Origin of the sequence: Paenibacillus uliginis N3/975 (genome assembly GCF_900177425.1) — a bacterium.
Taxonomy (GTDB): Bacteria; Bacillota; Bacilli; order Paenibacillales; family Paenibacillaceae; genus Paenibacillus_AQ; species Paenibacillus_AQ uliginis.
This window is the reverse complement of sequence record NZ_LT840184.1, coordinates 1,306,524-1,327,261: the sequence shown is the minus strand read 5'-3', so window position 1 is coordinate 1,327,261 and position 20,738 is coordinate 1,306,524. Positions and strand designations below refer to the sequence as shown.

The window sequence follows — 20,738 nt, the reverse complement described above, 5'->3', positions numbered from 1 at the left end:
GTTTGATTCCTCCTTACCACAATTTATTTTCGGATACACGTTTGCTGATGGCATTCGCTGACACGATCAAAATCAAACTGATGACGGAGTTAAACAAACCAACCGCCGCCGAGAAGCTGTAACTTGCCTCCAAAATACCTTTGCGGTATACGTAAGTGGAAATCACGTCCGCCGTTTCATAAGTGAGCGGGTTATACAGCAGGAGCACCTTTTCGCTGCCGACCGACAACAGGCTGCCCATATTCAGAATGAACATGATCACGATCGTAGGCATAATTCCCGGGATCGTAATATGGAAAATTTGCTTCCAGCGGTTCGCCCCGTCAATTTTAGCCGCTTCATATAACGTCGGATCGATATTGGCAATCGCAGCCAAATAAATGATGGAGCCCCAGCCCACACCCTGCCAAATGCCGGACGATACGAAAATAAACCGGAACCAGCCGGCTTCCTTCAGGAAGTCAATCGGTTCAACCCCGATAAAACCCAACAGTTGGTTGATCAGGCCGTCACGGCTCAAAAAATCAAACAGCATGCCCGCAACAACAACGATCGATATAAAATGCGGCAAATAAGAAATCGTTTGAACAACGCGTTTGAACATCATTTTTCGGATTTCATTCAACAGAATGGCCAAGATGATCGCTGACGGGAACCCGAAAATCAGGTCGTAGACATTGATCAGCACGGTATTCCGGATCAGTCTCCAGAAATAGATGCCGTTAAAAAAACTATCGAAATGCTTGAATCCGACCCATGGACTTCCCCATATGCCGTCGGCAGGCGCAAAGTCTTTAAACGCGATTTGCAAACCGTACATCGGACCGTAGTGAAAAATAAGATAATAGGCAATGACGGGCAGCGCCATCAAGTAAATGATCCAGTTCCGGCGCAGGTCCTTCCGTATGATTTGACCTTTGGAAAGATCCATGTTGCTTTTCGCCGGCCGCTTGTTCATCGGCTTTTTATTTATTTCCTGCCACATTCGTCTCCCTGCCTTTCCATGTCGTAATTCTCGTAAAGTTTTTCCGGAATTTTTGAAAAACCGGGAGATGAACCGCTCATCCCCCGGGCCGAAAGGCACTTGCCTTGCTGGAACGATTACCGCTTGTTGAACCGGTCAAGAGCTGCCTGTTGAATTTTGATCGCATCTTCGATACCCATGGTCTCAATTTTCTTCACGTATTTATCGAAGTTCTCGAGCGGCTCGGCCCCCATAATAAACTTCAAGAACATTTCATCCCGGTAAGTGTTGATATCCGTCATGAGCGAAGCGTACTGCGAGCTTTCATCTTTGGTTGGCGTGACGAGCGGCATTCTGCGTTCACCTGTCGGCTGAGACCAAACCTCCAGCGCCTCCCGCTGGTTCGGCAAAGCCAGATATTGCATTTGGAAATCATCACTCAGAACGAATGGCGCGCTCCAGGTTGAACGGTTATGCTTGGCAAACGACTGCTGCAAGCTGACCCCGCTTGGAGGATTCAGCACTTCCGGCAAAAAGACCGCCTTGCCGTTTTCCATTTTATAAGCTTCGCCTTCCTTGCCGTAGTTGAACAGCAGATCTCCTTTTTCACCATAAGCATAGTCAAGCCATTTTACCGTTTCGATCGGATTCGTATTGCTTGTCGAGATGGCGGCACCAAAGCCGTTCGTGGCAAAATCCTTTTGTCCCCAGATCGCCTTATCGCCCTTGTTCAGTACCGGATACGGAGCAGCCACCAGATTGAAATTCGGGTCTTTATCCTTCATCAGATTGGCATATTTACCGATACCGCCACCATTATATGTAGGAGCCGCACCAAGTTGGTCGCCCGTCAATTTGGCGTCAAACAGCTTGTCGTTCGGAGCCGCAAAATCCTTATCCAGCAGTCCTTCTTTATACCACTGGTTCAACGTGACCAGAAACTCTTTATATTCCGGCTGGATCGGACCGTATTTCACTTGATTATCGATTTGATAGAAACCGTAGTTGATTCCCCAGGCTCCCAGGAAAGGAGCGCCAACGCCTACGTCATCCTTAGTGAAATAAAGCGGGATTTCATCCGCCTTGCCGTTACCATTCGGATCTTTTTCTTTAAAAGCCTTCAGCACTTCATGCCATTCATCAATGGTTGTAGGAACTTCCAGTCCAAGCTTATCCAGCCAGTCCTTGCGGACCGAAGGTCCATAGAACACCTGTACCTTTTCGCCGCCCCGGAAGAACGGAAACATAAACAAGCTTCCGTCATCCGTCGTCACCTGCTTTTTCCAATCGGGATTCTCTTCCAGCAGCTTTTTCAAATTTGGTGCATGTTGATCGATCAGATCATTTAATTTAATAATTTTATTGTCTTGAATGGCTTTCTCCGGTCCTCCCGGATATCCAATCCATGAAGTTTCGATCACATCCGGCAGCTTTTCGGAAACCATCATCAAGTTAAACTGCTCTTGCGCTTGGGCCGCATCTGTTGGCGGATGCTGGAATTCCACTTTCACGCCGGTAATGTTCTCCAGCTCCTTGTACATGCCCATCTCGGCATATGTTTTCATTTGAGCCGCTACTGCGGAATGCATGCTTACCCAATAGGTGAGATTTGTAAGCTTTTTCGTCTCGCCCGCCTGATTCTCTGCTGATGTGCCCCCTTTTGGCTGTTCATTTCCGGAACTGCTTCCGCATGCCGCAAGCGATAAAACCAAAGTAGCTGCTAATACAACGGTTCCTAATTTTTTTCCTTTCCCCATCATGTAAGCGCCTCCTTTTTGATTGTTACTAAATCGCCGGACTTTGGTTTTATTTCGATCAAGCCGGTATCTAAAGTATAGGGAGAAGTCCCCTTCACAAGAAACTGGAACATTTTCATCAGCCTTGTATTTTCGTAAGATTTCCGGACTGACGAATCTTCATTTTTCTATCTTTTCTTAAGATCGGTTCATCGCAACCGGGCAGAAATAGCCTGTCGTGTCGGGGTTTTTCAGCAATGTGTATCATCTGATTCATGCGAAGCAATTTTTCCTAATCAGCGACGCGTACAAGCCGTATTGCCCGGAGTTTGACCGGATCGGCATGCCAAATTTCCGTAAACCGGGGGGATGGATCCTTCAGTTTGGACGAGCCAATCACCAACGTTTGCATTCCAGCCTGTTCCCAGGTGACATATCCGATCCGAGACAAAACGGCGGTATACGGATGCTGGCACGACGGAGAATGCTCATCCACCGCATCTTCCACAAGATTTTTGACGATACTTTGTCCGGCCGCTTCGAGCAGAAGGGGCTCCGTATACAAATCAGCCCATTCCTTGTCATAACGCTTAAAACTGACGAGCATCAATTCGTATGTGCCAGGCGCGATCAGCTTGAAATTCCATTCCGCACACCGCAGCGCGGGAAGTTCCTGCTCTTCGTCAGCAGCCCGGAGAATGCTTATTTGTGCATGCGGGACATCCATACCTTATTTCGGATACCACACAACCGCAGACTGCCCACCGGCCACTTGGCATTATGAATATGAAGATACATCCGTCCCGGCTTTGTTGTAATTGCCCCCCAATCCAGCTCACATGGGAAAGGGCTACCTTCCGTACTGTATACCGCTTCCGCATTGCGGTGGGTCCACTCGCCGACCTCCCGCAGACGTTCCGCAGACCGTTCCGGGATGGTTCCTTGCGGAGTCGGTCCGACATTAAGCAGCAGGTTGCCTCCTTTCCCGATGACATGGACGAGCTTTTGAATTAATACATCCGCTGTTTTCCATATCTGATCCCGGGTCGTATATCCCCAGGACAGGTTCAGCGTCATCGGCGTCTCCCAAGGTCTCGTGTCCTCGCCACTCATTCCGATTTCATTGTCTCCCTTGGACACGTAATCGCCCATTCCCATGTAATGGGACACCCTTGAATTGATTACACAGTCCGGCTGAAGACTGCGCACATGTTCTACGATGTCCTTGCTGTCCTCCTCGGACAAACCTCCGGCCGTATCGAACCACAATAGGCCGACCCAGCCGTATTCCGTAAGAAGTTCCTTTATTTGCGGTTTTGCTTTTCCTTCCCAATATTCAGTAAATCGCTTCTCCTCCAGCTTGTAATCCCATGTATTGTTATGCTCTTTATGAACGGCATGCGGATGATGCCAATCGATCACATGCGAATAATAGAAACATAAGACGATGTCCGCTTCCCGGCAGGCCTCGGCCAGTTCCTTCATCGGATCCCGGTTGAAAGGCGTCGAGTCCACGATATTAAATGGATCTGCTTTCGAGTGATACATCGTGAAGCCGTCATGATGTTTGGCCGTAATGACGATGTAACGCATGCCCGCATCCTTCGCCAGGGATACCCAAGCTTTGGCATCGAACTCCGTTGGATTGAATTGCTGCGCCAGCTGCTCATATTCACATACCGGCGTCTTTTGCGCATACATGATCCATTCGCCTTGCGCCGGAAGCGCATATAATCCCCAGTGGATGAACATGCCAAATCTCGCCTCGGTCCACCATGCCGTCCGCGGATCCCTCCCGTTTATCCCTGCATGATTGTTCCCGTTCTCCGCGCCACTTGCTTTCCCCATCGTTACCGTTCCCCTTCTACCAATATGGCTTCCAGTCTTTGGTGACCCGGACAAGCGCTTCATACATGTAGTAATCGCCCCAGATACAGCACTCGTCCACGCCGTTATTTCCCGGCTTGCTGTACACCGCATGCAGCAGAATGCCGTTGGATTCCGGCGTTTCGCGCGTCATGTAATTGTCGATCAAGGATTCCAGTATGAGCAGGGCTGCGTTTTCATACAGCCGTTTAAGGGAATCGGCCAACGGCAGATGCCCGGCAGTTTCCAGCAGGCCGCAGACGGCAATGGCGGCGGCGGAGCTGTCCCTCTCTTCTTCGCCTTCAGTAAAGATCAAATCCCAATAGCTGACATAGTCTTGCGGCAGCCGGTTTAAGAAATAATTCGTAATTTTTTTCGTCAGCTCAATCAACTCGAAATCATCCGTATAGCCGTAAGATAACGGGAAGCCGTACATCCCCCAGGCTTGCCCGCGCGACCAGCAGGAATCGTCCGCATACCCTTGCGAAGTGGAGCCATACTTCGGTTCACCCGTTTCGGTATCCATATAAAAGGTATGGAAGCTGGATGCATCCTCCCTGATCAAATATTGTGCCGCCATCTGGACATGGGAAGCCGCAGCATCATGATATTTATGTTCACCGGACACTTCGCTGGCCCAATATAACAGCGGCAGATTCATCAAGCAGTCGATAATCATCCGGCCCCGCTGCCTTGGATCGCTTAAATTCCCCCATGCCTGAATGATCCCCGCTTTATCCAAATAGCGGAAGTAAAGAAGCTCCGCGGCTGCCAAAGCAAGCTGCTTGGCCTCTTCATTTCCGGTCAATTTGTAAGCAGAGACGCAGGACAATGTGTAGAGAAAACCCAAATCATGCGTATCTGTGTAACGGCGTTCTTCCACCCGCTGCTTGTAGCTGCCCAGCTGATTTTCGGCCGCCAGGCGGTATTTCTCATCCCCTGTCGTTTCGTAGGCAAGCCATAGCATCCCCGTCCAGAACGCCGGCGTCCATTCGGTATTTCCAACCTGCCTATAAATGTTGTTCGTACTGGCTTCGGAAGGAAAAGTGCCTTCGAATGTTTCAAGATTACGGTCCACCTGTCCCAAAATAAAGTCCATCGCCTCTTTGCAGCGCTCTTTGGTCAGCTGCGGTGTACGGTCATACCTGCCGGCATCCTGAATACCTTCATCTTTAATCTGCTTCATGTTTGCGTTCCTCCCCGGTATGGATATGGTCTTACGGATTGAATTGTAACCAGAGAAGGACGAAGACGACAATCGTTATCTTTTCGTATGGACTGCTGTTTTTACTTCGCATGCGTGCAGTTGAAAAAAAGTTGATACGGTTGAATAATCGTTGGTACCTATTGCGGCTCAGGCGTATCCGCCTGCCCGAACTTCGTTGCGCTGAAATAAGTAGGATGCGAAAACGTGAAGCTGTACGGAGGAAGCTGAAGTGATTGGACCTCGTATCCAGAGAACCCGGTAGCTAAGGGAAATGAATAATATAAAAGAACCCGCGCAGGGCGCGGGTTCTTTTTGTTAGTGCTATAGCGGTCAATGCCATCCTTAATTCATAATCTTAAGACCGACAAGTGCCATGTCTGCTACATCGATCTTTCCATCCCCATTCAAATCCATATGGCGGTTTTGATCTTGAATCGAAAGTCCAACCTGTTTCGAAATCAGCATCAGATCAAGCACGTCAACCTTGTTGTCACCATTGAAGTCTTCCGGAATTTTCGATAAGCCTATCGAAATATTTATGGGCTTATCCTGCCCGATCACATCAATATGTCCTGTCTGATCACCGTCTAAACGAATCGTTTCCGCTCCCTTTAACAGCGTAATAGCAGTATCACCTTCAGCTCCGATGGCTTTTAATGTAATTTCAGCAAGGCTGGCATCACCGTTAATACTATTCTCTTTTAGTTGGGTTCCCACTAGGGTAATGATCCCCTCCTCATCCGACCACGTCAGATAGCCTTGGTCTTTCCAGGCCTCAGTTGCACGGACATTAACGACTTCCCATTTATCTGTTTCATATTGAATTTTTGCCTTGAAAGCATATAATTGAGACGCTTGCTCCATCTGAAGTGTCAAGGAAACCGTCTGCCCAGATCCCGCTGAGGCGGGCGCAGCCAGCTTCAGCTGACCGGCATTTTCATATTCAGCATCCGAAATTGGGATCATCATCAGATTTCCCATGCTTGACGCATCCGCATAATAAATATTTTCGTTGCCGTTCGCGTCTACTGCGGTACTCATGAATTTCACTTCCATGCTGTCAGGAACTAAACGAACATGATCCATGGTTTTGGGATCGATGATTGTAATCCGGTCGGCAAGGTCCATGTACAACAGTCCGTCTTTGCTCCAGTAGGAATGATAAGGACGCCACATGCCGTAATTGTTAATGTCCGAATAAATATTTTTATAATCGATCAGTTCATAGGTTTTCGGATCCAGCTTAAACAAAACCCCGTTCACGCCGCCCCAAATATTCCCGTCCGGCCCCACCGTCAGTCCGCTGATCATCGGCGGATTGCTTAACCCCGGAATATCCAGCGTAAATTCGGTCACTTTCTTCTTGTTAGCCACATCCCAAACGAACATTTTAGCGGATCGTTCCGATGGCGAAATGCCCAATCCGCCGTGCACCGTCGTGGAGCCGTAAATATACCCATCCTTATAGGCGAGTCCGACAATGCTCTGGTTTTTGACGATATCCCGGAATACCTCATGCTTGTCTGTAACCGGATCGTAAATCGTAAGCGCTCCGCCAAGCTGCCCGTAGTCCGGAATGGTCCCGATCATGATTTTGTCTTCCATCGTCTTCATTATATAAGGCCGATCCTGATGATCACCAATGGTAAATACCTTTTCGGCTTTGGGTACAGATTGTGTCGTATCTGCTTTATAGACATGTCCTCCCGGATATACGCCAAAATACATATCATTTCCATGGGCGATCATACCCTCGGCTTGTTCGAGGACAAACGTTGTGTATTTAAGGGTTACTGGATCGAATTGGGCTGCCATGCCTCCCGGATAACCGGACATATACAGCTTTTCGTCAGGTCCCTGTTCGATATTGTGAATCGGATTCGGCTGTCCCTGCAGAACGGACGGGAAGTTTTCAATCGTCTCGTCCACAACATTAAAAATGCTGTAATCGCCGTTGCCCTTCATCGTCACAAAGGACTGCTCTTTGCCGTTCGTGTCGAATTCCACCCATCCTGCGCCCCGGAACGACGTTCCATACTTGATGGCGGTCAGACGCGTTTCGAACGTATCCAGATTGACTTCCGTCACATGACCATTGGCGGGTACATACAATTTGTTGTCTCTCGCAACCAACTGATTAAATGAAAAGACGCCAGCGCCTGTAACGCCTCCGGCATCCTTCCCGACTTTGTGAGGCAGCCACTCTTTTGTTGTCAAATCGTAGAACAGCAGCGTCATGGACGGATCGCCAAACTTGACGGCCAACAATCCATTCACAACTGTCATGTCATAGGCAAAAGGAACAGCACTCGCTTCTACACCGAGTAAGGCTGCCACTCCATCGGAGATGACCTGCTTCTCGCCGGTCTCCACATTCAGGCGGACCACATCGCCCTTTGTTCCGATTCCGGCATAAACATAACCTTCATGATATGCAATAGACCGGACATATTCCTGTCCTTGAACCATACTGCCATAATCACGGAATTTTTTGTTCATTGGATCATACTTAAACACTTTGCCGCTTTGAAAGGTACCGCCATACACATTCCCCTTCTCATCCGTGGTCAAGGTCCAGATCGATTTCTCTCCTTTAATCGGCTCTCCTAAATTTTGTACGGTTTTCGTAAGGGGCGAATATGCCCATAAGTCGCCTTTGGTTTGTCCGGATGTCGTAATCCCGGCGATATACACGGTTCCGTCCGGGGCGATCGTATGTCTCCAGCTTTGCTGGGTTCCGTCTAATGGAAAAGAACGGATTAATTTGTTGTCCATAACATCCACGACATTGAATATAGACGTGTCACCATTAACGGTTGTATAAAATACATCTCTTCCATCCTCTTTGCCGACCACAGCATCACTAACGGCTACTCTGGATACAGGCACGCCGAGATCTACCGGTTGTCCAAAAGTTTTACCCTTGAATCGAACTGGCTCTCCGCTCGCCGCTCCTGCGGGTAAAGCGCCGGAGAACGTTACAGAAGATATTATTAAGATAGCGAATGATAGCATCATCCATTTTTTCAGCTTCATATGCACCGTATTCCTCCTCATAAAAATTTTGTAACAACTTCGTTATTTCAGAAGAAAATTAGTTTTTCATCACTTTAAGAGCAACTAAGCCAACATCCGTGATATCGATGCTTCCATCCCCATTCAGATCATAGTGTTGAATATCTCCGTCCGGCTTCTTATCTACGTTTTTTCCGATCAGCAACAAATCAACCAGATTCACCACCCCGTCGCGGTTCAAGTCTTCCTCACTATCCATGATTGTAATCCTGGCTTTGACATCACTCGGCAACAGGACAAGATCTTGATCAACCTGAGCATTAACAGGTGCAAGAATAGAGTCTCGCTGAATAGTAAGCGTTGTATTTCCTGTCTGGTCCAGCACCTGGAATGTTAAATTCGCGATGGTCTTATTACCGTTTAAAGAATGGTTTTTGAGCTGAGAAGCAATAATCCGAAGCTTTCCGTTTTGATCCTTCCAAGTCAGAAAAGCCTCCTGACCATCTTCAAATTCCGGATCAAGCTTAACTTCGGTAACCTTCAGAGCCTTTGTATCATAGGTGAGACTCAGGTCGGCCGCATAAAGATTCACGGCATCATTTACCGAAATATTTACTGTAACCGGTTTGTCTTTCGTTGTTGAAGCAGGTGCGAGTAGCGACAGACTCATATCCTGCTGTTCATAGGTCAATTTGAAGTCATCATAATAAGCGACCGCGGTAAAAAAATTACTAAGTGATGCAAAGACGGATGCATATTTTGCGTTTTCAGGTGCAATCCCCTTTACCTCGCCTTTAAACCACTCATTTTTAGGACTTCGATAATGGAATAAAGTATCAGTTCCTACCTGCTTACCATCCTCATCAAAAAAACGAAGGAGCAGTGTTGCCGCTACGGTAGGTTCTTCAAGATACATCATTGCAGAAGCGGTGTATTCCGTTCCCGGTTTGACTGGCAAGAGAGCGCTCTGAATGATTGCTCCTTTTGTTGTTGATGTATCTCTAAATCTCACGCTGCTCTTTCCCGAAAAAGCGCGGTCAGTCGTCACTTCATAGTAAGCATCTTCATAAGGCTGCCACAAAGGCTTCCATCCCGGTATAACAGAATCGATAACCTCTTCCTCAAATCCGGCATTTGGAATTTCAATCTCTTTTGTTTGGAATCCACTCGCAGCATCAGCCGTTGGAACATCAGAGACGGTGAGCACCGTTGTCATCAAAAGAATAAAGGCGGTAAATATAATCAACCCTTGCTGTAAAAGTTTCAATAGACTCCCTCCTTATAGTTGGTTTATCCAGCGAAGCAATATGATTGCCGCTTCTGAACGGGAAGCATGTTCCTTCGGAGAATAGTTATTAAGGGCGTTACCTTTAATGAATCCTTTTTCCTTAGCGGAATAGATGGCTTCTTTCGCCCAGCTGCTAATCTGATCATCATCCCGGAATTTGTTATGGCCTTCTGAAACTGCTTCCTTTCCGGCAGCGCCGATTGCATTCATCAGCATAACGGCCATTTGCTCCCGGGTCAGTTTCTCATTAGGTTGGAAGCTATTGCCGCTCCCTTTGACGATTCCCGCTTCCCAGGCCGCATACACCTCTCCGGTATACCATGCTCCCGGTTTTACATCCTTAAATACATTCGGTGCCTTGGTTGAAACTTCAAGATTCATCGCTCTTACCAACAACGAAGTGAATTCAGCACGTGTAATTTCTTGGTTAGGTGAAAATTTCCCCTCCCCTGTTCCGAACATTAAATGCTTCGCTGTTAATGCTTCAACCGCGTGTTTTGCCTCGTTATATAATTTCTGAATGTCTGTATAATCCACGGAATATTCCATAATCGCATAAGTACCCGGTTTATTGACGCCAAGCTCATACAGCCCATTCGTCTGCTTGGCGTTCCGCATGTATTTCCAAGAACCGGTTTGCTCATCCCACTCATAAACGCCCAGTTTATGGAGCTGTCCATCTGCTGCTTTGAATGGAAGGACAAGGTCCATAGTACCCGGCAATTGAGTAACAGATACGTTCTCAGCCCCTGCCACCGTCGACACAGCAAGGTTATAGGAAACAAGATGACGCAGTTCGTTGCTGTATTCTTTAACCGTTGAAGATGAGGAAGAAAGACTTATCCGTACAGCACTTTTCTTCGGAAGCGATTCAGGATAAACCTTCACCTTACCCTGTGCCCACTCCAATACCATCGTCATTCCGTTCTTTTCTAACAGCACCATTTGTTCTGGCGTCATGTGAAGTGACGTCGCCGACTTTGTATTTGAAGCAAGCGGTAAGATGATAAGCTTGTCTCCTTCTGTTTGCAGGCCAAGCCTCTTGGACAGTGCTAGCAGATCCGTTATAGATCTCACGGCAAACTGCAAGGATTCATCGTTTATTATGGCAGATCCGTCTGAGGAATCTGTTCCCAGGGTTACACTCCGTTGAAGATCTTCGATCAGTTTCTTAAACGTGGCTTCCCACTGCGTCCGCTTGTCGACCGAGAAAGAAGGGATTTCTTTTGCAAACAAACTGCTGACCGCTGATACCGCCTCTTTCAACTGACGTTTATTAAGCATTTGTTCAATTTCCTTGAGAGCCTTGGTTAAATCACCATCTGCTGTATTCTGACCCCCAGGGTTTACCGGTGTGCTTGGAGATGAGGGAGTATCGGGATTTGAAGGCACGCCTGGATTCGTGGAACCCTGGACGGATATGTTCAGTGGACCCTGAACGATCATTGTAATTGCCTTCAAATCTTTCAATCCTGCTTCATTCTTAAAAGACTCCGTTGAAACTGCCTTTATCTCTAGCAGCTCGACAGTTGCCTTACCCGCCTCATGAGCGGTAAAGCTTAGTTCAGCTATATCTAGAGCAGGTACTTCTGACACATTTGACACTTGCTCCCGCAGCAGAGGCAGGAGAACCGTTCCCTTATCGGCATCTGTCTTTTTACCGCCAAAATCGTTATATCCTCCAACCGCTACAGCTTCTTTCAACGCCAATTTTGATGCGTCATACTTCACGCGGAACTGAATACCATATAAATCTGTAACATGGTGGACCGAAACCTTTATTTTCACCACATCACCTTTGGATACTGTAGAAGTTTCAGTTTTTAGTGAGATAACGCTTTCATCTCCTCCTTTAGTAACAGCATCCGCCGCAGCTGGGGAAGCAACTGCCATGATGAGGCACAGCATTATAGCAGGTATGGTGATTCGCATCCATTTCATCATTGATCTACCCTCTCCTCATTCTTGGAATCAATTCTCCATCATCGATAAGCCTATTAATCCGACATCTGCCACATCTATCATTCCGTCTCCATTCATATCTAAATAAGAGATTGTATCCGAAACAGGACTACCAGCATGTTTTGCAACCATCATTAAATCGAGGAGATTGACCTTACCATCACCATTCACATCTGTGGAAGGTTTAGTTCCGGGTTGTTCTGTTCCGCTGTCATTGACTGGAATCATTTTTAGACGGGTTCCTTCAACATAATAGATGTTTCCATCATCTCCGATGGTCATATAGTTAGTTTTAGGACCAGTGTACACAACTTCCATCGTACTGATATTGAGCACAGTTATCTTTCCGTATAGATCTGTATATAACAGTCCATCTTGTCCCCATCGCAGGTGTATAGGATTCCACTTGCCGTAATCTTGCACTTCCGGATATATTGAAGCTTCTTTCTCGATTTCCAGCGTTTCCGGGTTCACCGCAAATATGATTCCGTCTGCCGCTGCCCAGAGCAACCCGTCAGGACCAAAGGTTAAACCGCTGATCATAACCGGATTTTTAAGAGCAGTTGACAGGTCTGGAGTAAATTCAGTTATTTTGCTGTCTGTTACCGTATCCCAGACAAACATTTTAGCCTCGGTTGCTGTAGGTTCTATGCCAAGTCCGCCATGAATACTGGTGGATCCATAAACCTTTCCGTCTCTGTATGCCAGACCGACAATGCTCTGGTCCTCGACAACATTTCTGTAAACCGAATATGTAACCGATGTAACAGAGGCAGGTTCGTAAGTCACTAATGAACCTCCGAGTTTACCGTATAAAGGCACCGTTCCGAAAAACACTTTGTCATCCCCTGCTGCAAACACATACGGCCGATCCTGTTCTTCACCGATACTGAACTTGTATATCGGATTTTCATTTGGCTTGATAGGAAGGTCAGGAGTGAGTTCATGGATCTGAGCACTAGGGTATATGCCAATATAAAGCTTATCCCGGTAGGCCCCCATACTTTCTGCCTGATTCATTGTAAACATTTCGCGGGACTTGGTTACCGGATTATAACGTGCACCGTTGGCGCTAGGGTAAGCACTCATGTACAGATTTCCGTCCGGACCTTTTTCAAGAATATGAAGAGGTGCGCTTTGCCCTTCCACAATTGGATGAAGTTCTTCACGAACGCCTTGTTCAGGCTGCATCAAAGTGACGATGCCATTGAATTGGATGCTGGCTAGTTTCATATTTTGAATGTCTGAACCAATCCAACCGGAATTTTTCATAGACATGACCTGTGAGATGCCTGTATCTCTCACTTCATGAGAGGTAAGGTCAAAGGACACCAGTTTTTGACTTTTCAATAAATAAACTTTTCCGTTCAGTTCCGGAGATACTTTAACGCCGTCGAATCCATCTATAACAACGTCAAGCCACTCCTTCTTGACCAGATCATAGACAATCAACTGCTTTATGGAGCCGCCTGATAAATGGGCAAACAAGTAATCTCCCGCCACATCAAGATTGTAAACAAATGGATATTCACTTACGCCCGGTATTGGTTTCAGCGGAATTTCTTCTTTTGCGCCGCTTGTCGGATCCATCTTAATCAAATGTCCGGTTGAGCCTGTACCAGCATAGATCGATCCGTTATGGAAAGCCATTGACCGAACATATTGCTGTCCTTCAACTGCGCTGCCGAAATTAATAAATTGTTTTTGAGTAACATCATACTTAAAAATCTTCCCGCCAGGAAAAGTTCCTCCATATACGTTCCCATCATCATCAAGTGTCATAGACCAGATGCCACCTTCTCCCGGTATGGGCGCTCCCAGCTCTTCAATCTTCCCGCTTGATGAGTCATAACGATACAAAATATTGGAGGTCGACCCCACGTAAACGCTTCCATTTTTATCCGCTTTATGTACCCATGCCTGTGCACTGCCCTTCAGCGGTAGTGTATCCACGATTTCATAAGTGCTGAGATTGATTACGTTCAGCACTGCGGGTGTACCACTCACTGTTGTATACATATAATCATTGCCATTAACCTTGTTATACGCACTATCAAAAATGCTGATCTGTTGTATCGGAGATCCCAGATCAACCGGCTGTCCGAATGTGGTATCGGCGTTGCTCGCCTCTGCTCGTCCGGAACTGCTCAAAAACATAGAGATTAGAATAAGTACCGACAGACACCAGAGCATTGATTTCCGAAATAATGAATACATCATTTCATCTCCCTCTCTCACATTAGTATTCTGTTTCATCTGCTTTTCCCCAATACACTCCTTTCACTATTGTTAGATGTTTCGACTTCACATTCATTGGTGTACATTTTGATAGCTGACTTTAATACTAGTAGAGCCTAATTATAACTGTCAATGATTTTACATTTACAGACTTTTTAAGGACACAATATCAATACTTGTTTGTTCAAAAAGTACAAAAAAATATAAAGAGGTACGCCATACAAAGGCGCACCTCTCTGTCAATTACTTACTTCGCAATCTTCTTCTCATATTCTTTGTTCATTTCTTCAGTAATGAGCTGTAAGTTTTTATCCTGCTTCAATTGCTCGATGAATTGATCGTACGCCTCGATCGTTTCTTGGCCGATGATGACCTTCGTACGTATGTCATCGACTTTCTTCTCAATCTCCGGATAGAGACGGTTATACGCGTCTGAATACAATCCTCTCGCTGGCTCCGGCACCACAATCTTCTTGCGTTCGTTCACGATCTGCACGTTGCGCTCATACAAGTCGTCCGGCATGCCGACTTCGCCGATCGACATATCGTCACTGATGAGATGGAACAAGCTCGACATATTGCCATCGCCCACCATATCTTTTTTACCCTGTTCCGTAAGTACTTTCTTTCCATTTTCCTCATTGTAGTGAACACCTTGCATGCCATGATACAGCATGACGTTACCTTCCGGACTGTTGCCATAATCGAACACCTCAAGAATCTTCTTCACTTTCTCTTCAGGCACTTTCTTCGGAATAAGATACACCCCATAATACGACGAGCCAGATGGCGTATATTTGTAGCCGTTCGGGTTCTCTAAATACGCAGTTGGAATAAGTTCAGCTTTCGGAATCGCATCACGGATTACCTTGCCGTGTCCCCATACCGCATTCATCGAAAAGTCACTCGCACCCACCTTGCCGCCGCGCACGAGATCAACCACTTGGGAAAACTTCATAATGGCAAAATCTTTCGGTAACAGCCCCTCGTCGAATGCCTTTTTAATCCAGAGAAGCGCGTCGCGGGATGCATCCTCTGTAATGACTGGTACAAGCTTGCCATCCTTCAACTTCCAGTTGCCTAATGTTTCGTTATAAATGCCATACATGAAGAGAAGAGAAGCTGGTGTCGTTGCGTAAGGAATTTCATCTTTCTGACCATTTCCGTTCGGATCCTTGTCTCTAAACGCCACCAACACGTCGAACAACTCGTCCATCGTTGTCGGCGCCTCTAAGCCCAGCTTGTCCAACCAATCCTTGCGCAGCATCGGGAACATCCCCCCGCCATAGCTCGGGTAATAGCGCGGAATGGCATAGTTTTTGCCGCCAACCTTCGAATCCTCCCACATCTGTGCGAGCTGCGGGCTGCTTAGATTCGGATAATCCTTAATATACGGCGTCAAATCCCAGAACACTCCTTGCTGGATCATCTTCTGAAGCTGCGAGTTGTTGAGGGTTTCGACAAACGTCACGTCCGGCAAGTCCCCCGAAGCAAGCATCACGTTCACTTTGTCCTGGATCGTCGTCGGCGTGAGCCACGTAATGCTGAGCTCCGTATTCGTCTTCTTCTCAAGCTCCTGCCAGAGCGGACTGCTCTTGTCCACCATATCCTGCGCGTAGTTCAGTGTCTGCATCGTAATCTTTGTTGGGCTACCATCGCCTGCTTGACCAGACGCGTTGTCCTTACCGCCGCCGCACCCCGACAGCAGCACCGAGCTTGCCAACAGAAGCAGCATCGACGTTTTGAGCACAGATGTCAACTTTTTGTGTTTGATTTGCATGTGTGGACCCTCCCCTTTTTCACCTTGTCATGGTATTTAACCTTGTGCATCCTTATATCATTATCATTCTTTGACAGAACCGACCATCGCGCCTTTGGCGAAATGCTTCTGTAAGAATGGATACACCAGCATAATCGGCACGGTCGCGATAACGACCGCCGCCATCTTGAGCGTCTCAGAAGGCATTTGACGGTTTAAGCGAAACTCCAGCCCACCTGTTCCTCCACCCATCGTCGACGGATCCACCAACATATTCTGTAGCAGTACCTGCAGAGGCCACTTCGTCTGATCGTTGATGAACATAAGGGCGTTGAAGTACGTATTCCAATATCCGACCGCGAAAAACAGTCCGAACGCCACCAACGCCGGCAGCGACAACGGCAACATAATACGCCAGAAGACACCGATTTCATTGCAGCCGTCAATGCGTCCCGCTTCTTCCAGACTGTCCGGAATGCTGTCAAAGAAGCCCTTCATCAAGAGTACGTACCAAGCGCTCGTGAGAGCCGGGAGGATAAGCGACCACGCGCTGTCTATGAGCCCCAAATTGCGGACAATCAAGTACAGCGGCACCAGGCCCGGCTGGAACAGAAAAGTCAGTAGAATAAGAAACATAATCGTTTTGCGGAACGGGAGGCGCTTTCGCGACAAGGCATAAGCCAACCCGCCCGTTACAATAAGGCTAAACGCCGTCCCCGCTGTAGCGAGAAACGTGCTCATGCCAAGCGAGCTCATAAACAGACCGTTCGACAACAGATGCTTGTAGGCATCAAGCGTCCAATTCTGCGGAAACAGGATAAGCGGCCGGCTGTAATACTCCGTTGGATCCGTAAAGGACAGTACAACCGTATAATAAATGGGAAATACAGTTGCCAAACTGATCAGCAGCAATAACGATACGTTGGTAATGTTAAACAGGCGGTCTTTCCAGCCTAAATCTCTCATGAAGCTCGACTCCTCTCATGCGCATTACTTTCACCCGTCAATACAGGCTGTCTTGCCCGAATTTCTTCGCTACTTTGTTGGCCGTCACGACGAGGATAACGCCGACAAGCGATTTAAACAGGCCGATGGCTGTACTGTAACTAAATTCCCCTTGCTTGATGCCGACTCGGTACACATACGTGTCGAACACTTCGGCCACATTCGACACCGCTGCGTTCATCATAAGATAAATCTGCTCGAAGCCCGTATCCATAATTGTCCCGAGACGAAGAATGAACAGAATCATAATGACGTTGCGCATGCCGGGCAGCGTAATATGCCAAATGCGGCGCATCCGTCCCGCCCCGTCCATGACGGCTGCTTCATACAACTGCGGATCGATGCCGGCGATAGCCGCGAGGAAAATAATCGTGCCCCAGCCGACTTCTTTCCATATGGACTGCGCAGTCAGCATTCCCCAGAAATAATTGGGGTTGGACAAAATATCTATCGTGTCATTACCCATGGAAATCATAAATTTGTTCACCAAGCCCTCGGATTGAGAGAACATGAGGAACGTCAAGCCATAAATGAGTACCCAAGACAGAAAGTGCGGAATGTAAATCAGCGACTGCACCGTCCGCTTGACGATGGAATTGCGCACTTCATTCAGCATGATGGACAGAATGATGGGTGCCGGAAAGAAGAAAATTAAATTCAGAAAACTTATGGCCAGTGTGTTGCGCAGCAGCATATAAAAATCTTCATTGCTGAAAAAACGGCTGAAGTGTTCGAATCCGACCCATGGACTCCCCGTTATACCGAAATACGGTGAATAGTCCTGAAAGGCAATAACCAAGTTCGTAATCGGAATATACTTAAAAATAATGAAGAAAATGACGCCTGGCAAAGCTAGGAAAAGTAGATACTTCTCCCGCTTGACATCCGCCCAAACGCTCCGTCGCCCCATCCGTTTAGTAGAGACAGAGCCACCCTTCTTCCCCGCGGCGTTTGCGGCGATATCTTGTCGATTCATATAAAAACCTCACTTTCATGTTCATGCTAACGATGTCATTTCCGAAACGGTTAACCTCAATGTAAACGCTATCATAATTCCGTGCAATTTGACTTTTTTTCCGCTCGGAGCGTCATGGCGATCCCCATCCGCTTCAACGGCTGAAAGCCTCATCGGACAAGGCTTTTCTATATTGCTATCGCTGTGAAACAGGTATCAATTTCCCCAGATTGCACTTTTTTTCTGCAGCGGAAATCGAACGTACCTGTCTTGTGAGAGCAATGAAAACCTTTTCAAGCTGATTCCGATTAAGTATATTTATGATATAAACGAGTTGTACCGAAGTACAGGCATTCGTGGGAGCGACAAGGAGGAACTTAAAGATGAGGCATCCTTGGATGAAGCAGTTCGCAGAGAAAGGAGTGTTCTATTGGCAGAGCATGGTTCTTGCCGTGCTGCTGACATCTCTGCCGATAACAGTCATTAGCGCGGCCTATTTGTATTTCGGCAATCAGCATTTGGTCAAGCAGTTTCAATTGAAGAACGAGGAAGCCCTGATGGATGCGGCCAAGCAAATCGACAATCAGTTCGGACAGCTTATCCAATACGCGGTACAGATGGTCGTGAAGCCGCATTTCAAGCCGACATTGTCCGACATGGACTTCGCCAATCGCTTCGAAGAGACGAATCAGCTCCTGGATATGCTGTCGCTCGTTCAGAACGCTGATCCTCTTATCGATCAGGTGTATTTGTATGTGGACAAGCAAGCCAAGGTGCTGCAGACGTCGCTCGGCGCCCGTACATTGGAGGACACAGTGGAGTTGAAACAGTGGCAGGCACTTATGGATGCCGACGCCGGCATCTTCTGGACACATCAGTTGGATACCCCGTTCCAGCAAGGCGGCTCCACCCATGCCATCGTCATGAAACTGCCTTATAACGGCGCAACGCCGTATGGGGCGATCGTCATTTATTTGAATCCGTCAAAGCTGCACCTCTTCACCGATACGGATAAGGTGGCAGTCCTGCTCGACAGCGAAGGGCACGTCATCGGCCAGTCCGAGCGTGCTGCCCAATCCCCCGAAGCGCTTGATGCTATCCGCAGCGAGCTGTCTGAAGCTGAGGAAGGCAGCTTGCCGCCAGAAGGTTGGGAAGTTCCTTTGAACGGAGATACACTGCTCGTTAATGCCGTCACGTTCGAGAAGCTCGGCAGCGGCTGGACGTTCGTCTCTGGCACGCCACGATCGGTTATCACTGCTCCGACCAAGGCGTACACGCACATTATTCTTATCTGTTTCTCCGTAGTGCTGGTAGCCGCTCTTGTTCTGAGCTGGTACGCAACAAGACGGATTTATAATCCGATCCGGCGGGTCATGGATATGCTTGCCAGCTGGCGGAAACCGGACGCGGCCGTGCGCAACGAGCTCGATTATATCGAGCACGAGTGGAAGCAATACCGGTTCGCGAACGAGTCGCTCCAGAGCCGGTTGAATCAGTCCGTGCCGGCCCTTCGCGAGGCATTCATCAACCGCTTCGTCACCGGACAGGCCACGCACTTGACGGAGGCGGAGTTGACGTCAAAGCTGCATAACTTCGGCGTGGACATCGAGGGCAAGCGATTCGCCGCCGTCGTCTTCCGCCAGCACCCGCTCGGCGAAGAGCGTACTCCTCTGTCTGACAAGGACGATGATTTACTGGCGTATGCCGCCATTAATGCCGTAGAGGAATTGTCAGAGGATGTTTCTGACTTCGCGCATACACTTGCCTTCGACGATGGATCCTTCGGTGTCGTGCTCATTCTACCGCAGCCTGCATCGGAAACGGAGGGGCGGGAGTCGCTCCGCCGACTGTGCAGGCAGTATGAGCGCGCCCTACGCGACGTGCTCCGTCTAAAGGCGACCATCGTAATGAGCGGCCCAACCGAACGATGGACAGACGTGCCGTATGCTTTGGAGCAGGCGCGGCGGGCATTGCGTTATCGTGTCTTCGACGCCGCTAGCCAGTTGCTCGAAGCGGAGCAAGTATTATCCCAGCCGGAGTTGGTTGACCGGGTCCAGTTCCCAATTGAACTAGAACAGGACTTGATACATGCGCTCAACATGGGACTGGAAGACGAGGCAATGAAAGGACTCGAGCGTTTCGTTGCCGCCATGCAAGCAGGCGGAGCGGCCGAATGGCTCGTGCATCAGGGGTTGATGCGGCTTATGGGCAACATTCACCGCGCCATGCTGCAGGCCGGACATAATCCGTATGCCGTCTATGACGGCGCCCGGCTGTACGAGGAGCTGAGCGCGCTCCGCGATACGAAGGCGTGCCTCGACTGGTTCCAGAGCAAAATTATCCGGCCGTATATCGATTCGCTAACCAAGAGCTACAACACGACGATGAAGCAGCTTGTGGAAGATGTCCTTGCCCGCATTGAGGACAACTTCATGAACGAACTATCACTCGAGACGATAGCCGTCGAAGCGGGGGTCAGCACTTCGCAGTTGAGCCGTGCGTTCAAGCAAATGATCGGCTCTAACTACGTAGATTATGTCACGGCCTTGAAAATAAACCGCGCGAAGGAAATGCTTGTCAAAACCGATATGATGATGAACGAAATCGCGGAAGCAATCGGCTATCAGCCGTCATACTTCAACCGAACGTTCAAGAAGCTGGAGGGTATAACCCCGGGTCAGTATCGGCAGCGGCACGAGCAAGCGTAGGAATAGCGGCGGAATAGGAATGAAGTTAGCAACCG

Annotated in this window: 13 protein-coding genes and 1 pseudogene; 2 read left to right on the top strand and 12 right to left on the bottom strand. The window is 48.1% G+C overall.

Going from position 1 to position 20,738, the window contains the following annotated elements; genetic code table 11:
* Positions 1-13: 13 nt before the first annotated feature.
* The 5 genes from B9N86_RS06175 to B9N86_RS06160 all read right to left on the bottom strand — a co-directional run bounded on the left by B9N86_RS06175 (position 14) and on the right by B9N86_RS06160 (position 5,752).
* Positions 14-931: an ABC transporter permease gene (locus B9N86_RS06175; protein ID WP_244562973.1), complete on the bottom strand. Its 918-nt coding sequence runs from the start codon at positions 929-931 to the stop codon at positions 14-16.
* A 170-nt stretch (positions 932-1,101) separates the two neighbouring features.
* Positions 1,102-2,724 carry a type 2 periplasmic-binding domain-containing protein gene (locus B9N86_RS06170; protein WP_208918230.1) on the bottom strand — a complete coding sequence of 541 codons (1,623 nt, stop codon included), beginning with the start codon at positions 2,722-2,724 and terminating at the stop codon, positions 1,102-1,104.
* Positions 2,725-2,992: 268 nt separating this feature from the next.
* Complete coding sequence (locus B9N86_RS30150) at positions 2,993-3,427, bottom strand: hypothetical protein (protein ID WP_244562972.1); 435 nt, start codon at positions 3,425-3,427, stop codon at positions 2,993-2,995.
* Positions 3,403-4,548 carry an alpha-L-fucosidase gene (locus tag B9N86_RS06165; protein ID WP_244562971.1) on the bottom strand — a complete coding sequence of 382 codons (1,146 nt, stop codon included), beginning with the start codon at positions 4,546-4,548 and terminating at the stop codon, positions 3,403-3,405. The genes B9N86_RS30150 and B9N86_RS06165 overlap by 25 nt, the downstream gene beginning before the upstream one ends.
* A gap of 16 nt (positions 4,549-4,564) precedes the next feature.
* Entirely contained in the window at positions 4,565-5,752 is a 1,188-nt protein-coding gene (locus B9N86_RS06160) for a glycoside hydrolase family 88 protein (RefSeq protein WP_208918229.1), read from the bottom strand.
* 159 nt (positions 5,753-5,911) lie between these two features.
* Between B9N86_RS06160 and B9N86_RS06155 the strand changes: the two are divergent.
* Positions 5,912-6,001: pseudogene (locus tag B9N86_RS06155) on the top strand (sulfurtransferase); the annotation flags it as partial.
* 114 nt (positions 6,002-6,115) lie between these two features.
* Here B9N86_RS06155 and B9N86_RS06150 read toward each other — a convergent pair.
* The 7 genes from B9N86_RS06150 to B9N86_RS06120 all read right to left on the bottom strand — a co-directional run bounded on the left by B9N86_RS06150 (position 6,116) and on the right by B9N86_RS06120 (position 17,950).
* Positions 6,116-8,809 (bottom strand): cohesin domain-containing protein, encoded by a 2,694-nt coding sequence (locus B9N86_RS06150; protein WP_208918228.1) that lies wholly within the window; start codon positions 8,807-8,809, stop codon positions 6,116-6,118.
* A gap of 58 nt (positions 8,810-8,867) precedes the next feature.
* A complete protein-coding gene (locus B9N86_RS06145; RefSeq protein ID WP_208918227.1) occupies positions 8,868-10,055 on the bottom strand; it encodes a cohesin domain-containing protein in 1,188 nt (395 codons plus the stop codon).
* A 12-nt stretch (positions 10,056-10,067) separates the two neighbouring features.
* A complete protein-coding gene (locus B9N86_RS06140; protein WP_208918226.1) occupies positions 10,068-12,020 on the bottom strand; it encodes an S-layer homology domain-containing protein in 1,953 nt (650 codons plus the stop codon).
* A 27-nt stretch (positions 12,021-12,047) separates the two neighbouring features.
* Entirely contained in the window at positions 12,048-14,294 is a 2,247-nt protein-coding gene (locus B9N86_RS06135; protein WP_208918225.1) for a dockerin type I repeat-containing protein, read from the bottom strand.
* A gap of 229 nt (positions 14,295-14,523) precedes the next feature.
* Complete coding sequence (locus B9N86_RS06130) at positions 14,524-16,056, bottom strand: extracellular solute-binding protein (RefSeq protein WP_208918224.1); 1,533 nt, start codon at positions 16,054-16,056, stop codon at positions 14,524-14,526.
* A gap of 63 nt (positions 16,057-16,119) precedes the next feature.
* Complete coding sequence (locus B9N86_RS06125; RefSeq protein ID WP_208918223.1) at positions 16,120-17,001, bottom strand: carbohydrate ABC transporter permease; 882 nt, start codon at positions 16,999-17,001, stop codon at positions 16,120-16,122.
* Positions 17,002-17,038: 37 nt separating this feature from the next.
* Complete coding sequence (locus B9N86_RS06120; RefSeq protein ID WP_244563125.1) at positions 17,039-17,950, bottom strand: ABC transporter permease; 912 nt, start codon at positions 17,948-17,950, stop codon at positions 17,039-17,041.
* A 443-nt stretch (positions 17,951-18,393) separates the two neighbouring features.
* On the opposite strand from B9N86_RS06120, the gene B9N86_RS06115 reads away from it, so the two are divergent.
* A complete protein-coding gene (locus tag B9N86_RS06115; RefSeq protein WP_208918221.1) occupies positions 18,394-20,703 on the top strand; it encodes a helix-turn-helix domain-containing protein in 2,310 nt (769 codons plus the stop codon).
* The last annotated feature ends 35 nt before the right edge of the window (positions 20,704-20,738 follow it).

What these genes read in the sequence shown, in the direction of transcription:
- B9N86_RS06150 (WP_208918228.1), bottom strand. Translation starts at nt 8,809, where the DNA reads ATGAAGCTGAAAAAATGGATGATGCTATCATTCGCTATCTTAATAATA.
- B9N86_RS06170 (WP_208918230.1), bottom strand. Translation starts at nt 2,724, where the DNA reads ATGATGGGGAAAGGAAAAAAATTAGGAACCGTTGTATTAGCAGCTACT.
- B9N86_RS30150 (WP_244562972.1), bottom strand. Translation starts at nt 3,427, where the DNA reads ATGGATGTCCCGCATGCACAAATAAGCATTCTCCGGGCTGCTGACGAA.
- B9N86_RS06130 (WP_208918224.1), bottom strand. Translation starts at nt 16,056, where the DNA reads ATGCAAATCAAACACAAAAAGTTGACATCTGTGCTCAAAACGTCGATG.
- B9N86_RS06135 (WP_208918225.1), bottom strand. Translation starts at nt 14,294, where the DNA reads ATGAAACAGAATACTAATGTGAGAGAGGGAGATGAAATGATGTATTCA.
- B9N86_RS06140 (WP_208918226.1), bottom strand. Translation starts at nt 12,020, where the DNA reads ATGATGAAATGGATGCGAATCACCATACCTGCTATAATGCTGTGCCTC.
- B9N86_RS06125 (WP_208918223.1), bottom strand. Translation starts at nt 17,001, where the DNA reads ATGAGAGATTTAGGCTGGAAAGACCGCCTGTTTAACATTACCAACGTA.
- B9N86_RS06120 (WP_244563125.1), bottom strand. Translation starts at nt 17,950, where the DNA reads ATGGGGCGACGGAGCGTTTGGGCGGATGTCAAGCGGGAGAAGTATCTA.
- B9N86_RS06160 (WP_208918229.1), bottom strand. Translation starts at nt 5,752, where the DNA reads ATGAAGCAGATTAAAGATGAAGGTATTCAGGATGCCGGCAGGTATGAC.
- B9N86_RS06175 (WP_244562973.1), bottom strand. Translation starts at nt 931, where the DNA reads ATGGATCTTTCCAAAGGTCAAATCATACGGAAGGACCTGCGCCGGAAC.
- B9N86_RS06115 (WP_208918221.1), top strand. Translation starts at nt 18,394, where the DNA reads ATGAAGCAGTTCGCAGAGAAAGGAGTGTTCTATTGGCAGAGCATGGTT.
- B9N86_RS06165 (WP_244562971.1), bottom strand. Translation starts at nt 4,548, where the DNA reads ATGGGGAAAGCAAGTGGCGCGGAGAACGGGAACAATCATGCAGGGATA.